Origin of the sequence: Sphingosinicella terrae, from assembly GCF_003347635.1 — a bacterium.
Taxonomy (GTDB): domain Bacteria; phylum Pseudomonadota; class Alphaproteobacteria; order Sphingomonadales; family Sphingomonadaceae; genus Allosphingosinicella; species Allosphingosinicella terrae.
The window spans coordinates 82,703-97,893 of the sequence record NZ_QDFY01000002.1 but is presented as its reverse complement, the minus strand read 5'-3'; the positions used below and the strand labels follow the sequence as shown (position 1 = coordinate 97,893).

The following is a 15,191-nucleotide window of genomic DNA, read 5'->3' as shown; positions in this document are numbered from 1 at the left end:
TCCGTTAGAGCGATTTCCAGTCGGATGGGATCATCCGACGCGATAAATCAAGCCCCTAGACCGGATGGTCTGATGCCATCAGATCGCAAGCCGGTCTAGATAATGCTGGCGAAGGGTATCGAGCGGCTGCAGCGCGCCGTCGGCCTCGACGTGCCAGAACATCCAGCCGTTGCACGAAGGCGCGCCCTGCACAGCGGCGCCGATCCTGTGGATCGAACCCTGCTGACCGTTCAGCTCGATCGATGCGTCGGCGAGCACGCGCGCCTGCCACCTGCGCCGGGAATCGGTGAGCAGGGATCCGGGGGCGACCAGGCCGTTCTCGACGAGCAGGCCGAAAGGCACCTTGGGCTGGGAGCGCTTCGAGGCCATCACCTTCATCGCGCTTTCGTCCAGGGCGAGCGTCGAATCGATGCGCTCGCGCGCCACCTTCACGTAACGGGTCTCACGCTCGATGCCGATCCAGTTGCGACCGAGCCGGCGCGCGACCGCGCCCGTCGTCCCGGTGCCGAAGAAGGGGTCCAGAACGACGTCGCCCGGACGGGTGCAGGCGAGCAGCACGCGGTAGAGAAGGGCCTCCGGCTTCTGCGTCGGGTGCGCCTTGGCCCCATCCGATTTCATCCGCTCGCCGCCGGCACAGATCGGAATGGTCCAATCGGACCGCATCTGAAGATCGTCGTTCAGCGCCTTCATCGCGCGATAGTTGAAGGTGTATCGGCTATCCTCGCTGCGCGAGGCCCAGATCAGGGTCTCGTGCGCGTTGGTGAAGCGGGTGCCACGGAAGTTCGGCATCGGGTTGGCCTTGCGCCAGATGATGTCGTTGAGGATCCAGTAGCCGGCGTCCTGCAGGGCCGCGCCGACCCGGAAGATGTTGTGATAGCTCCCGATCACCCACAGGGTGCCGTTGGGCTTGAGGATCCGACGCGCTTCCTTGAGCCAGGCACGGGTGAAGCCGTCATAGTCGGCGAAGGTCGCGAACTTGTCCCAATCGTCGTCGACCGCGTCCACCCGGCTGCCCTCCGGACGGAACAGGTCCCCGCCTAGCTGCAGATTATAGGGAGGATCGGCGAACACCATATCGACGCAACCGTCGGGCAGGCGCGACATCGCGCGAATGCAATCGTCCTGCAGGATCTGCCCGATCGGCAGATCGGCCATGGCCGCCGCCGTTTCGGCACGATCCGACGCTGCCCGGCCCCTGGCCTTCGGCCTCTCAGCCGTTCCGACACGCCCCACCACACCCATCGACAGCCCCCTCTTTTCCAGGCCGACCATGCTGAGTCAGGCGGACTCCCGGGTCAAGGCGCGACAATGAGGGGCAAGGGTTAACGTCGCGTCAACCAACAGCGGAACGGAAGGAGTCCTTCGCTACATCTAGTGGCCTCGCCGCCGAAGCCGACTCAAGGGGAAGTAGGTGTGGCCGGAAAGACTCAATGCGCGCGGATGTTTGCCGCCGGCAGTTGCGGCTGGAGCTCAAGCGTCAGCTGTCGGACCGGTGCGAAGCTTCGTCGGTGAATCGGGGTGGGGCCGAGCGCCTCGAGCGCGCGCTGATGTTCCGGGGTGCCGTAGCCCTTGTTCGTCTCCCAGCCATAGCCGGGATAATCGCGCGCATATTCCGCCATCAGCCGGTCGCGTGTGACCTTGGCGACGATCGAGGCGGCGGCGATGGATCGACATTTGGCGTCGCCGTCGACGATGGCGACCGACGGCCGCGTCCATCTCGGACAGCGATTGCCGTCGACCAGGACCATCGCCGGCTCGACGCCGAGCGCGTCCACTGCCCGCTCCATCGCCAGCATGCGGGCCCAGAAGATGTTGAGACGGTCGATCTCCTCGACCGTGGCCATGCCCACGCCTACGACGGCGACCGTCCGCAGCCGCGCATAGATCGCCTCGCGGGTCTTTGCGGGAATGGCCTTGGAATCGTCGATCCCGCGCGGAAAGCGGTGGCGGTCGAGGATCACCGCCGCGGCCACGACCGGCCCGGCCAGCGGCGCGCATCCCGCCTCATCGACCCCGGCGACCGGGTCCGGATGTCCCTTCTCGAGCTTGAAGCAGGGTCTCGCCATAGCCGGCAGCCTATTGAGCCGCGCTGCCGCGATCCAGTGAAAGCGGGCTTATCCTATTCTTTCCTGTGGATATCCTCGACGGGCACTCGTCCAAGGGCGTGCCCCATCGGCCCATGACCATGCCCGAAGCCGGGTGCTGCGAGCATGCAGGCGCGGACATAATCGCGCGCCAGCGAGACGGCGTCGACCAGGGAGAGGCCGCGGCCGAGCCCCGTCGCGATTGCGCTGGACAGGGTGCAGCCGGTGCCGTGCGAATCCCGCGTGTCGATGCGCTCGGATGTCCAGCGCCGCACGCTGCCCCGCGGATCGGCGAGCAAATCGGTGAGCGGCGCTTCCGTGAGATGACCGCCCTTGGCGAGGATCGCGGCGCCGATCGTGCCGGCATAGTCGAGTGCGACCGCCTCCATCGACTTCGCCGAGGCGATCTGTCGGCTCGACAGCGTCTCGAGCTCCGGCAGGTTGGGAGTGGTGACCGTGGCGATGCCGGCCAGCCGCTCGAACGCTGCGACCGTCGCCGCATCGGCAAGCTCCGCGCCACTGCTCGCCACCATCACCGGATCGAAGACGATCGGGACCCCGTCCAGCCGCGCCAGCCGATCAGCGAGCGCGGCTGCCGTCTCGGCCGACCCGATCATCCCGATCTTGACGGCGTCGACGCCAAGATCCTCGCAAACCGAATCGATTTGCGCGAGCACCAGCTGCGTCGGGATGCGATGAACGGCCTGAACGCCCAGGCTGTTCTGCGCGGTGATCGCGGTGACGGCGGTCATGGCAAAGCCGCCGAGCATCGTCACCGTCTTGATGTCGGCCTGGATACCCGCGCCGCCGCCCGAATCGGAGCCCGCGACGATCAGGATGCGCGGGGGAGTCAACGCGGCCCCATGCGGACCGTCGAGGGCGGATGCTTGTCGAGCAGGCGCGCGGGCCGGATCGGGCGGCGCTCGAGATTGCCGCCGCAATTGGGACACAGGCCGCCGAGTGGGCCGTCGACGCAGTCGGCGCAGAAGGTGCATTCGAAGGTGCAGATGCGGGCGTCCGCGTTTTCCGGTGGCAGATCGCGGCCGCAGCGCTCGCAATCGGGCCTGAGCTCCAGCGCCATCAGACCGCCCTCACCGCTTCGCAGATCGTCTCGACCACATCGGCGACGAGCCCTTCATCCTCTCCCTCGGCCATCACCCGGATCAGCGGCTCCGTCCCCGATTTGCGAATGACGAGACGCCCCCGGCCGGCAAGCCTGGCCTCGCCCTCTGCAATGGCGGCCTGCACGTCCGGCTGGGCGAGCGGGGCGGTTCCCTCGAAGCGGACATTCTTGAGCAGCTGCGGCAGCGGCTCGAAAAGGGTCAGGGTCTCGCTCGCCCGCCGCTCCGTCTCGATCAGGCAGGCCAGCACCTGCAGCGCCGCGACGAGGCCGTCCCCGGTCCGGGCATAGTCGCTGAGGATGATATGGCCCGATTGCTCGCCGCCGACATTATAGCCCTTCGTGCGCATCGCCTCGAGCACGTAGCGATCCCCGACCTGGGTGCGCTCCAGCTGCAGTCCCTGGCCATGCAGGAAGCGCTCGAGGCCGAGATTGGACATCACCGTCGCGACCAGGCCGCCGCCGCGCAGCCGATTCCGCCGATGCCAGGAAATGGCGATCAGCGCCATCAGCTGGTCGCCGTCGACCAGGCTGCCGGTCTCGTCGACCACCAGCAGGCGATCGGCATCACCGTCGAGCGCCAGCCCGATATCCGCGCCCACCTCGAGCACCTTGCGGCGCAGGGCCTCGGTATCGGTCGATCCGCAGCCCTCGTTGATGTTGGTGCCGTTGGGCGCGACGCCGATCGCCGTGACCTCGGCACCGAGTTCCCAGAGGGCGGACGGCGCGACCTGATAGGCGGCGCCATTGGCGCAGTCGATCACGACCTTGAGACCGTCGAGCCGCAGATCGGCGGGAAAGGTCTGTTTGGCGGCGTGGATATAGCGGCCCCGCGCGTCCTCGATCTTCTTCGAGCGGCCGATCTCCTCCGCCGGGACGAGGCGCGGCGGCTGATCGAGCAGCGCCTCGATCGCCGCCTCGTCCTCGTCGGAAAGCTTGAATCCGTCCGGGCCGAACAGCTTGATGCCATTGTCGACATATTTGTTGTGGCTGGCCGAGATCATCACGCCCAGGTCCGCGCGCATCGAATGGGTCAGCAAAGCGACCGCCGGCGTCGGCACCGGCCCGACCATGACCACGTCCATGCCGACGCTGGTGAAGCCGGCAATCATCGCCGTCTCCATCATGTAGCCGGACAATCGGGTATCCTTGCCGATGACGACGCGGTGGCGGTGGTCCCCCCGCTGAAAGTGGGCTCCGGCGGCCTGGCCGATCTTGAGCGCCATCTCGGCGGTCATCGGCATCTGGTTGGTGCGGCCCCGAATCCCATCGGTGCCGAAGAATTTGCGTGTCATGCGAGCTAAGCCCCTACGGCAGATTGGCCTTTGGCCGCCTGATAGCGCGGCGCCCGGCAAAGCGCGAGGCCCGGCCAAGAATGGCGATGGGTCGCAACAATGCTTCCGCCCGCCGTCGGGCACCGATACACAGTCCCCCATGTCGCAGCCGACCCGCATCCTCCTCGCCCTTGTCGCCGGCCTCGGGCTCGGCATCGCCTCCATCGGCCTTGGCCCCGAATGGGTGAGCCGAAGCACCGGGATAGCCCAGCCGATCGGCGCCATATGGCTCAACGCGCTGCAGATGACGATCGTCCCGCTCGTCGTCTCGCTGATCGTCACCGGCGTGGCCGCATCGGCCGAGGCGGCTCGCGCCGGGCGATTGGCGGGCCGAGGGCTCCTCTTTTTCGTCTTCCTGCTCTGGGTTTCGGCGCTGGTGGCGGCGCTGCTCACGCCCTTGCTCCTCGAGCTCTTTCCGCTTCCGGCAGAGTCGGTCGCGCGGCTACGCGCAGCACTGGATACGAGCCAGCCGGTCGCCCAGGTGCCCGGATTCGCGGATTTCCTGCAGTCGATCGTGCCCGCCAATCCCGTCACGGCCGCCGCCCAGGATGCGATCTTGCCGTTGATCGTCTTCACTCTCGCCTTCGCCTTCGCGATGACGCGGCTACCCGAAGAGCCGCGCGAACGGCTGGTCGGCTTCTTCCGTGCCATCGCCGACACCATGCTGGTGCTGATCGGCTGGGTCCTGTGGATAGGCCCGATCGGCGTCTTCGCGCTCGCTTACGTGGTCGGCGCCCGCGCCGGCGGCGAGGCGTTCGGGGCCCTCCTCCATTATGTCCTGATCGTTTCGGCAGTCGGCGCCGTTTTGTGGTTCGCGGCCTGGCCGGTGGCGGCCGTCGGCGCCCGCATCTCCCCATTGCGCTTCACTCGCGCGATCGCGCCGAGCCAGGCGGTCGCGTTCAGCACCCAGTCGTCGCTGGCCAGCCTGCCCGCGATGCTGCGCGCCGCTCACAAGCTGGACGTGCCCGTCGCCGCTTCCGGGCTGCTGCTGCCCATGGCGGTCGCGGTGTTCAGGATGACCGGGCCGGCGATGAACCTCGCCGTGGCCATCTACATCGCTTACTGGTTCGGGATGGAGCTGACCCCGGCGCAGCTCGCCATCGGCGTGGCCGCGGCGGCGACGACGACGATGGGCGCGGCCGGCATTCCAGGGCAGGCAAGCTTCGTCACCTCGATAGCCCCGATCTGCATGGCGATGGGCGTTCCGATCGAGCCGCTCGCTCTGCTCATCGCGGTCGAAACCCTGCCGGATCTCGTCCGCACCGTCGGCAATGTCAGCATGGATGTCGCCGCCACGGCGACGGTGGCACGGCGGAGCGGCTTCACGGACGGATCCGCGACCGAGGAAGACCGGTTGCTCGACCCCGCCTGACCGCAGCCAGGCCCCGCTGCGGGAACGAAACGCCTTTCGATGCATCTGGCGAAAGCGTACCCTCGGGGGCGCCGGAATCGTGCTGCGTAAGAACAGTCACATCAGGGAGAGCAGACATGAGCACTCGCACATTCGCGCTGGCCTTCGGTATCGTCTTCCTCGCCGTCGGCATCCTCGGTTTCGTCCCCGGCGTCGTGCAGCCGCTTCACGACGGGCACGAGCCGGTCATGGGCAATGGCGGTCAGCTGCTCGGCCTCTTCCCTGTCAACGAGCTCCACAATGCCGTGCATATCCTGTTCGGCCTCTGGGGCCTGGTCGCTTCCAGGTCGCTCGGCGGCTCGATCAACTATGGCCGCGCAGTGGCGATCATCTACGCCGTGCTGACGGTCGCCGGCTTCATCCCCGGCCTCTCCACGATGTTCGGTCTGGTCCCGCTCTACGGAAACGATATCTGGCTGCATGCGCTTCTCGCTTTGGTCGGCGCCTATTTCGGCTGGGTTCACCGCAATCCGGCTACCGCCTGACCTCTCCCGACGAGAGCCTTCCTCCGCACCGGCACGGCCGGCGACGGGGCCTGTTCATCCGAGGTTTATGTTGAGCGAAAAGTTCGGAGTTTCAATGCCGTAAACCGGGAGGCAGGTATCTGCCCCGGCGTGGAAAGCGCTGGCGCGAACCGCCCCTTTTTTATATGAGCGGGGCATGACCCGATCGATCCGGCTTTCCGTGCTCGCCCTGTTGCTCGCTTCACCGGCCATGCCGGGGGCGGCCCAGACAGCCCTTGCCCAGGCAGAGCCGCGCCTCGAATATCAGGCCCCGGTCCCCGCACCGATGCCTGTCCCGGTCGCGGAATGGCGCCGCGGCGCAGCCGAGGAACTGCTTCGCTATGTCGAGGCGATCGGGCAGGAGGGACTGGATCCCTCAGCTTATTCGCCGGAGCGGCTTCGCCAGGCGCTCGACGCCGGCGATCCGGCGCGGCTGACGATGGCCGCGAACGAGATCTTCAGGCGGCTCGTCACGGATCTCAGCGGCGGCTTCGTCCGCGGCGACGGCCGTGTCGACTGGCACATGCCCGACAATGCCCTCGACGGAAACCGACAGCAGCTCTTGCTGGCCCAGGCGGCCGGCGGCGGCGTCGCACCGATCCTGGACGGCCTGCTTCCCACGCATCCCCAATATGTCGGTCTCAAGCGGGCGCTGGCGCAGACGCCGGAGAGCGAAGAAGCGCGGCGCCAGCTCATCCGCGCCAATATGGAGCGGTGGCGGTGGATGCCTCGCGATCTCGGCCCGCGCCACGTCATCGTCAACGTGCCCGCCTTCACGGCCGCCATCGTCCAGGACGGTCGTGTGATCGCCCGCCACCGCGCCGTCGTGGGCGCCCGGAGGACGCCGACTCCGCAGCTCACCGCCTCGGTGACCGCGGTGACGATGAACCCGTGGTGGACCGTGCCGCAGAGCATCATCCGCGAGATGGGTGGGCGCTTTTCCGGCTATCAGGTTCGCCGAACCGAGGGCGGCACGATGATCGTCCGGCAGCCGCCGGGGCCGCGCAATGCGCTCGGCCGGCTCAAGATCGAGATGCCGAACGATCACGCCATCTACCTGCACGATACGCCGGCGCAGAACCTGTTCGGGCGGCCGGTTCGAGCGTTCAGCCACGGCTGCATCCGGACCCAGAATGTCCGCGACTTCGCCGCCCACCTCCTCGCCCCGGCGGGTGAATGGGACAGGGCGGCGATCGATCGCGCGATCGCGGCCGGAGAGACGCAGTCGGTGCCGCTCGCGGCACCGATCCCCGTCTATATCGCCTATTTTACGGCCGCCGCGACCAATGACGGCGACATCGTCACCTATGCCGATATTTACGGCCGCGACGCTCCGGTTCGGCAGGCGCTGAACCGCGGCGCCGGCACCGGCACCCAGCAGGCCAGCATCGGCGGCTGAGCCGTCGCGCCCGCGAGCGCGGGCTGGAACAGCGGCAATCGAGCTTGGTTCTCCCGGTGAACACCCACCGGAGAGACCTCATGGCCGCAGCCGCCCGCCGACAGTCCTATTGGAACGCCACCGCGCCCGCGAGCGGCTTCCCGAGCTTCACCGGCGATCTGGAGGTCGATGTCGCCATCATCGGCGGTGGCATCGTGGGGGTGACCACGGCGAGCCAGCTCAAGGAGCGCGGGCTCAGCTTCGCCTTGCTTGAGGCCCGGCGGGTCGGCGAGGAGGTGACCGGCAAGTCCACCGCCAAGGTCACGTCCCAGCACAATATCAAATATACGACGATCGAGCGGAAGTTCGGCGAAGAATCCGCCCGGCATTATGCCGATGCCAACGAGACCGGCCTTCGCACCGTCGTGGATCTCGCCGGCCGGCTCGGCATCGACTGCAGCCTCGAGCGCCGGCCCGCCTTCACCTACACGAAGGAGGAGCATCACGTCGCCGAGATCGAGAAGGAGGTCGAGCTCGCGCGAAGGCTCGGTCTCCCCGCTTCGCTGACCCGCGATACCGGCCTTCCCTTCGACGTGCTCGCCGCGATGCGCTGGGACGACCAGGCGCAATTCCACCCCACCCGATATGTGAAGGGCCTCGCGGCGACCCTGCCGGGGAATGGCGGCTATGTCTTCGAGGGCAGCCGGGTGATCGACTGGGGCAAGGACCGCGCCGCCACCGACGCCGGATCGGTGCGGGCGAAGCATGTCGTCATGGCGACCCACCTGCCGCTCGGCCAAACCGGCCTCTTCTACGCCGAGAATCACCCGCACATGCACCCGGTGATCATGGGACAGGCGGATCCGGCACGCGTGCCGGCGGGCATGCACATCAGCGTCGAGACGCCCCACCATTCTCTGCGCGGCCATCGCGACGAGAACGGCCGGAGCTGGATGATCTTCACCGGGCCGACGTTCAAGCACGGCCATGTCGACCAGGAACGCCAGGCGTTCGCGCAGATCGAGCGGTTTGCCGCCGAGCATTTCGGCGTGACCGCGGAGTATCGCTGGACCAATGAGGATTACACGCCGATGGACCACGCACCCTTCGTCGGCTGGTCGTCCGGCGGCGCCGGCGCCTGCCTCGTCGCCACCGGCTTCGATGCGTGGGGACTTTCGATGGGCACCGCCGCCGGGATCCTCCTGGCGGACATCATTGCCGACAGGGCCAATCCCTGGCTGGACCTGTTCGACGCGCGGCGCATCAAGCCGATCGCCGGTGCGAAGGACTTCCTGAAGGCGAATGCGGAAGTCGCCGCCGACCTCGTCGGCGGCTACCTTTCACGCAAGCCGCACGGCTTCGACGATTTGCGTCCCGGCGAGGGCGCGGTGCTCAAGGTCGACGGCCACAATGTCGCCGGCTATCGCGACGAAGGCGGCGCGCTGCACGCGGTTTCGGCGGTCTGCACGCATATGGGCTGCATCGTCGGCTGGAACGAGACGGACCGGACCTGGGACTGCCCCTGCCACGGCTCGCGCTTCGGTCTCGACGGCGCGGTCATCCACGGGCCGGCGGTCAAGCCGCTGGCGCCGCACGTCTCAAAGAAGGATCAGGCGAGCCGGTCCGCGTAAAGGAAGCGGCCGGGCCCGAGCCGCGCGAGCACTTCCTGAAGGCTCTGGTGCGGCAGCGCAAAGCAGCCTTCGCTGCGCCCGAGGCGGCCCATCTGGGTAACGACGTCGGGTTCCGCATACCAGGCGGTATGGACGACGATCGCCCGCGTCTCCGCATTGCTGTTGGACGGATCGAGCCCGCGCACGCGCATCGAGCGGCCATATTTGCCATGGTAATATTGGCTGGTGAGATAGGCGCCGTCGGAACTCGCTTCGGAGCCGATCTGGTTGGAGAAGCGCTGCAGAAAGCCGGTATGGGCCGGATCGGAGCCGCGACCATGCGAGACGAGATGACGGGTGACCCCGCCGCTATTGGTGTCGAGCAGGTAGAAACGCGGCTCCGCTGAAACCTTGGTGAAGTCGGCGATGCCGACGATGTCGCCGTGGACGATCTGCGACCGGTGCCGGTCAAAGGCGGCGCGCGCCCGCGTGACGATGCGCGGGTCGACGCTCGGGTCGACCATGACCCGGGGACGCGCCGGAACGGTTGGTGACGATGTTGGCGGCGCCGTCGCGGCGGCAGGCTGCACGACCTGCGCGAGCAAGGGCGAGCTTGCCAGCACGGTAAGGGCGCCAGTCGCGGCGCCGGTCTCGATAATCTGCCTACGCGTCAAAATCATGAACGCCCTCCCCGGTACATCCCAGCTGGGGTTTTTTGCAATTCTTCCAACCAGGAGGAACAGAGCCTGGGCTCGTCCCATCCCGGCCTTGAAGCGTCTCGGCGCAATCTCAGGGAACAATCCTTAACGTCTTTTTCAGGCTGTCGATGAGACGTGCCGGAACCGCGTCGAACCCCGCGCGTCTCTTTGCCTCGATGCCATGGAGATCCCGCTGACCCGATTCGACCGCCTCGGGATCGATCGCCCGTTGCCGCCGATGGAGGCGAAGCTGGTCGAGTCGCTGCCGACCGACGAGGGCTGGCAGTTCGAGCCGAAATGGGACGGCTTCCGGTGTCTCGTCTATCGTGACGGAGACGCGGTCGAGCTCCAGTCGAAGGCCGAGCGGCCGCTGACGCGCTACTTCCCCGAGATCGAGGCAGCCGTACGCCAGCTTCCCGGGGACCGCTTGGTGCTCGACGGTGAATTGGTCATCCCGATCGACGGCATTCTTTCCTTCGACGCCCTGCAACTGCGTCTCCATCCCGCCGAGAGTCGAATTCGCAAGCTTGCGGCGGCCAGTCCGGCGCAGATCATCCTGTTCGATGCCCTCCAGATCGGCGACGAGATTTTGATCGGCTCCCCGCTCGAAAGCCGCCGGGCGGCACTCGCACAATTTCACGAGCAAGTGGCGCGGGAAGATGTCCGTCTTTCGCCATGCACGACGGACCGCGCCATCGCCGAGGACTGGCTCGCCTCCACCGGTGGCGCCCTCGACGGCGTCGTCGCCAAGCGTCGCGACGCGGCTTACGAACCCGGCGAACGGGCCATGCTCAAGGTCAAGCAGAGGCGCACGGCCGACTGCGTCGTCGGCGGCTTTCGGTATGCCGCCAAAGGTGGCGGGATCGGGTCCCTGCTGCTCGGGCTTTACGATGAAAGCGGGAAGCTCAATCATGTCGGCTTCACCTCCGCAATTCCGGCGGAAGAGAAGTCTTCGCTCACCGCCAGGCTGGAGGCGATCGTGGAACCGCCCGGCTTCACCGGGCGCGCGCCGGGAGGCCCCAGTCGATGGAGCACCGAACGTTCCGCCGAGTGGCAGCCGCTTCGCCCCGAGCTGGTCGTCGAAGTCCGCTACGACCACATTACCGGTGACCGCTTCCGCCACGGCACCAAGTTCCTGCGCTGGCGTCCGGACAAGGCGCCCCGCCAATGCCGGATGGACCAGCTTCAGCCCGAAGCCGGCCCCGGAGAGCTGATCCAGTCGCTGGAGGGTGCGCGATGAGCGAGCGGGTCGTCGAAGGGGTGCGGCTCAGCAACCCCGACAAGATCCTCTACCCGGAGCAGGGTATCACCAAGAGCGATCTCGCCGATCATTATCTGGCCGTCGCCGAGGTCATGCTCCCCCATGTTTCGATGCGGCCGATCACGATGGTCCGCTGCCCGACGGGGCGGCAGAAGAACTGCTTCTACCAGCGCCACGCGGGCGCCGGAATTCCGCGCCAGATCGAGAAAGTGAAAGTGCCGGGTTTCGACAATCCCTATCTCTTCATCCGCGATGCCGCCGGCCTGGTCGCGCTCGTCCAGATCGGCGTGCTCGAGATTCATCCTTGGAGTGTGACGGTCGAGCATCCGGACCGGGCGGACCGGGTGATCTTCGATCTCGATCCGGACGAAGGTCTCGGCTTTGCCGACGTCGTCGCGGCGGCCCTGGAGGTGCGCAAGCGACTGGACGCGCTCGGCCTCGCCAGCTTCGTCAAGACGACCGGCGGAAAGGGCCTGCACGTCGTCGTCCCGATAGATCCGGTCCACGAATGGCGCGAGGTGAAGGGCTGGGCCAAGGCCTTCTCGGAGGTGATGGCCGCCGACGATCCGGCACGCTATCTCACCCGTATCGCCAAGGCGGAGCGGGTCGGCCGGATCTTCATCGACTATCTTCGGAACGATCCGACCTCGACCGCCGTCGGCCCCTATTCCACACGGGCCCGTCCCGGCGCTCCCGTCGCACTGCCGCTGGACTGGGGCGCGCTCGATGCCGATCTCGATCCCGGCCGCTATACCGTTCGAACCGTCGCGAAGCTGGTATCCGGTCGCGAAGATCCATGGGCCGGCATGATCAAGCTGCGCCAGCGTCTCCCGGATCCCCATGCACTTTAGGATCGCTGCCCGTGCCGGATTGACGGCGGGCATCCCTGGCAGCCCGAAGCATCCGCCGGCCGGTCTCCTCGGCCGCTTCGGCTGTCAGGGTCACGGCGACACCGTCAGGACCCTCGACAATCACATCTCCGTCCTCGGCGGCCACATCGCTCGGCTGGCCGATCGCCTCTTCGCTGTTCATCGCCCAAGTCTCCCTCGGCGGCATTCAACCGGCGCCCGGCGGAGAGGTTCCGGACAAGCGGGCGTGCGGCCCAACGGAGCAGGTGTGCCTCTCTTGCGCTTTTCCCGGCGAAGCGTCATCTGGATGCGCCTGCCATGACAGAAGAAAACGAGAAAATCCCGACGAGTTCGCACTTCGTCTACGTCGTCGACGACGATCGTGACGTGCGCCGATCGCTGAGCTTCATGCTTGGCGCCTCCGAAATACGTTCCCATCCATTTGCTTCGGGCGAAGATTTCCTCGACGCCATTCCCGACCTTCAGCCGGGCTGCATTCTTCTCGATCTCAGGATGCCGCAGATGGACGGCTTTCACGTCATGACGGAGCTGTCGAAACGGGAGATCGACTGGCCGGTGATCGTGATGACTGGACATGGCGAGGTTCCGGTCGCGGTCCGCGCCATGAAGCTTGGCGCCATCGACTTCATCGAGAAGCCTTTTTCCGAGGATGCGCTGCTCGCCTGCTTCGCCAACGCATTCACCCTGCTCGACCAGCGCGAATCGAGCGGAAGGCGCAAGCGCGCGGCGCGCGATCGGGTCGGCCAGCTCACCGCGCGCGAGACCGACGTTCTGCGCGGCCTGCTCGCCGGGGAGTCCAACAAGCAGCTCGCCGCCCGGCTGGGGATCAGCCTCCGCACCGTCGAGATGCATCGCGGCAATATGATGGATCGCCTCCAGGTGGCGAGCCTCGCGGAAGCGCTCACGCTCGCGCTCGAAGCAGGCGTCGATCCCGCGAACGCCGACGAGGGTTGAATCATGGCCTCGCCTCCGCCCGACGCGGACAAGGCCGATCTCGCCGGGGAGAGACCCGACGTGGCGCCGAGCGAGATCGATCGCCTGCGCGCCGAGCTCGAGACGCTTCGCGCCCGTGAGGCGATGTATCGCCATGCCGCGGAGCTCGCCGAGTCGCTAGTCTGGTGCGCCGATCCTTCCGGCCATCTCCTCGAAGTCGGGACCGGCTTCAGCACGCTCATCGGGATGGAGGATGCGCTCGCGCTCGAAGGCGGCTGGGTCGAGCGAGTGCATCCCTCGGACCGCCAGCGCCTTGTCGATCAGTGGAATCGCAGCCTGGCCACCGGCCAGCCATTCGAGGTCGAGTTCAGGGGGCTTTTCGCGGATGGCTCGACGCGAGCCCTGCGCTCGCGGGCAATGGCCGTGCGCGACGCCCAGGGGCGAATCGATTGCTGGTATGGATCGACCGAGGACATCGACAAGCAGCGGGAGGCGGAGCGGAGGCTTCGCGAAAGCGAGCAGTTGCACCGCATCACTCTTGACCTGACCCGACAGATCGTCTGGTCGATCGGTCCTGACGGCACCGGCCGAACGCTCAGTCCTCGATTCCTCGAGATCACCGGCCTGAGCCCGGAAGACGACCCAAGCCGTGCGCTTCATCCCGACGAGCGCGAAAGCTTCATGGAGGGAATGGCGGAAGCGATCGCGCGCGGCAGTCCCTATTCCGCCGAAGTGCGCCTCCGGGTCAGCGACGGGAGCTATCACTATTTCCGCGTCCGAGCCGTACCCCATTATGAGCAAGGACGCATCACCCGCTGGTACGGAGTCGGCGAGGACATTCATGACGAATGGCTGGCGGATCAGTCCAGGCGTGAGATCGATCGGCGATACAGGCTGGCAATCGAGGCCACCGGCGAGGCGGTCTGGGATTATGACATTCCGGGGGATCGGCTCGAGTGGAGCGAGAACAGCGCCGTCATCCTGGGCGCCGATACCGGTTCAGCCGGAATGAGCCGGCTGGACTGGTGGGCCTACCGTCTCCACCCGGAGGAGCGGGATCGGGTCCTCGCCAGCTTCTGGGGGGCCATAGACGGCGACGGCAACCTCTGGTCTGAGGAATATCGTTTCCGGCGCGACGACGGCGACTATGCCGACATGCTCGATCGCGGCTTCATCATCCGCGGTCCTCAAGGCGAGCCTCGCCGCGCCGTGGGCGCCATGGCGGACGTGACCGCGCGCAAGCGCGCCGAAGCCGAGGTCCGCCGCATGCAGGCCGAACTGATCCACGTGTCCCGGGTCAGCGCCATGGGAACGATGGCCTCGACGTTGGCCCACGAGCTGAATCAACCGCTGGCGGCGCTCAGCAACTTCATCAGCGGCGCAAGGCGACTCGCCGCCGCCGGTCCGGCGAAGCAGGCGGAGCTGATCGAGGCGCTCGAGGCCGCGGCCGCCGGCGCCAATCGGGCCGGCGAGATCATTCGGCGCCTGCGCGACCTCGTTTCCCGCGGCACCGTCTCGGTCCAGACTCAGAATCTGCCGACGTTGATCGACGAGGCGGCGGTTGTCGCCTTCGTCGACGCGCGTGCGCTCGGGATCCGTCACAGGATCCACCTCGACCGCGACGCCGCCTGGGTCCGCGCCGACCCCATCCAGATCCAACAGGTGCTGATCAACCTGATCCGAAACGCGGTCGAGGCGATTGGCGGGTCGGAGCGACGCGAGATCGACATCTGCACCCATGCCGCCGGAACGATGGTCGAGGTGGAGGTCGCCGATAGCGGCGGCGGAATCGCGCCCGAGCAGTTCGACACCCTTTTCTCTCGCTTCGTGACGACCAAGAGCGGTGGGATGGGGATCGGCCTTGCCATCAGCCGCACGATCGTGGAGCTGCATGGGGGCAAGATATGGGCGGAGAATCGTCCGGCGGGTGGAGCCGTTTTCCGCTTCACCCTGCCCCGCGCCGAGCCCCCGAGAAACTCGACCTGAGGAA

General features: G+C 67.0%; 15 protein-coding genes. 8 read left to right on the top strand and 7 right to left on the bottom strand.

The window, feature by feature from the left end; all coding sequences use genetic code 11:
* Positions 1–78: 78 nt before the first annotated feature.
* From DDE10_RS05945 to glmM, 5 genes are all read right to left on the bottom strand, one after another.
* Positions 79–1,242 (bottom strand): site-specific DNA-methyltransferase, encoded by a 1,164-nt coding sequence (locus DDE10_RS05945; RefSeq protein WP_114952271.1) that lies wholly within the window; start codon positions 1,240–1,242, stop codon positions 79–81.
* Between the two features lie 185 nt (positions 1,243–1,427).
* Positions 1,428–2,066, bottom strand: coding sequence for a ribonuclease HII (rnhB, locus tag DDE10_RS05940; protein ID WP_114951835.1), 639 nt, complete (start codon positions 2,064–2,066; stop codon positions 1,428–1,430).
* Positions 2,067–2,119: 53 nt separating this feature from the next.
* Positions 2,120–2,938, bottom strand: coding sequence for a bifunctional hydroxymethylpyrimidine kinase/phosphomethylpyrimidine kinase (gene thiD / locus DDE10_RS05935; RefSeq protein ID WP_114951834.1), 819 nt, complete (start codon positions 2,936–2,938; stop codon positions 2,120–2,122).
* Positions 2,935–3,165: a DUF1272 domain-containing protein gene (locus DDE10_RS05930; protein WP_114951833.1), complete on the bottom strand. Its 231-nt coding sequence runs from the start codon at positions 3,163–3,165 to the stop codon at positions 2,935–2,937. The genes thiD and DDE10_RS05930 overlap by 4 nt, the downstream gene beginning before the upstream one ends.
* On the bottom strand, positions 3,165–4,499 hold the full coding sequence (gene glmM, locus DDE10_RS05925; RefSeq protein ID WP_114951832.1) for a phosphoglucosamine mutase: 1,335 nt from the start codon (positions 4,497–4,499) through the stop codon (positions 3,165–3,167). The genes DDE10_RS05930 and glmM overlap by 1 nt, the downstream gene beginning before the upstream one ends.
* A gap of 139 nt (positions 4,500–4,638) precedes the next feature.
* Here glmM and DDE10_RS05920 point away from each other — a divergent pair, with 139 nt between their 5' ends.
* From DDE10_RS05920 to DDE10_RS05905, 4 genes are all read left to right on the top strand, one after another.
* A complete protein-coding gene (locus DDE10_RS05920) occupies positions 4,639–5,910 on the top strand; it encodes a dicarboxylate/amino acid:cation symporter (protein ID WP_114951831.1) in 1,272 nt (423 codons plus the stop codon).
* A 116-nt stretch (positions 5,911–6,026) separates the two neighbouring features.
* Positions 6,027–6,434, top strand: coding sequence for a DUF4383 domain-containing protein (locus DDE10_RS05915; protein WP_114951830.1), 408 nt, complete (start codon positions 6,027–6,029; stop codon positions 6,432–6,434).
* Between the two features lie 175 nt (positions 6,435–6,609).
* Entirely contained in the window at positions 6,610–7,851 is a 1,242-nt protein-coding gene (locus DDE10_RS05910; RefSeq protein WP_114951829.1) for a L,D-transpeptidase family protein, read from the top strand.
* An 80-nt stretch (positions 7,852–7,931) separates the two neighbouring features.
* Positions 7,932–9,461, top strand: coding sequence for an FAD-dependent oxidoreductase (locus DDE10_RS05905; protein WP_114951828.1), 1,530 nt, complete (start codon positions 7,932–7,934; stop codon positions 9,459–9,461).
* Here DDE10_RS05905 and DDE10_RS05900 read toward each other — a convergent pair.
* Positions 9,440–10,120, bottom strand: a complete 681-nt coding sequence (locus tag DDE10_RS05900) for a murein L,D-transpeptidase catalytic domain family protein (protein ID WP_284734470.1) — start codon at positions 10,118–10,120, stop codon at positions 9,440–9,442. The two genes, DDE10_RS05905 and DDE10_RS05900, sit on opposite strands and share 22 nt — an antisense overlap.
* Positions 10,121–10,319: 199 nt before the next feature.
* On the opposite strand from DDE10_RS05900, the gene DDE10_RS05895 reads away from it, so the two are divergent.
* Positions 10,320–11,378 carry an ATP-dependent DNA ligase gene (locus DDE10_RS05895; protein ID WP_114951826.1) on the top strand — a complete coding sequence of 353 codons (1,059 nt, stop codon included), beginning with the start codon at positions 10,320–10,322 and terminating at the stop codon, positions 11,376–11,378.
* Positions 11,375–12,250, top strand: coding sequence for a non-homologous end-joining DNA ligase (ligD, locus tag DDE10_RS05890; RefSeq protein ID WP_162806372.1), 876 nt, complete (start codon positions 11,375–11,377; stop codon positions 12,248–12,250). Before DDE10_RS05895 ends, ligD begins: the two co-directional genes overlap by 4 nt.
* Here ligD and DDE10_RS05885 read toward each other — a convergent pair.
* Entirely contained in the window at positions 12,210–12,431 is a 222-nt protein-coding gene (locus DDE10_RS05885) for a hypothetical protein (RefSeq protein ID WP_114951824.1), read from the bottom strand. The genes ligD and DDE10_RS05885 overlap by 41 nt on opposite strands.
* 134 nt (positions 12,432–12,565) lie before the next feature.
* On the opposite strand from DDE10_RS05885, the gene DDE10_RS05880 reads away from it, so the two are divergent.
* Together DDE10_RS05880 and DDE10_RS05875 are read left to right on the top strand one after the other, a co-directional pair.
* Entirely contained in the window at positions 12,566–13,222 is a 657-nt protein-coding gene (locus DDE10_RS05880) for a response regulator transcription factor (RefSeq protein WP_114951823.1), read from the top strand.
* A 3-nt stretch (positions 13,223–13,225) separates the two neighbouring features.
* Entirely contained in the window at positions 13,226–15,187 is a 1,962-nt protein-coding gene (locus DDE10_RS05875) for a PAS domain-containing sensor histidine kinase (RefSeq protein ID WP_114951822.1), read from the top strand.
* The last annotated feature ends 4 nt before the right edge of the window (positions 15,188–15,191 follow it).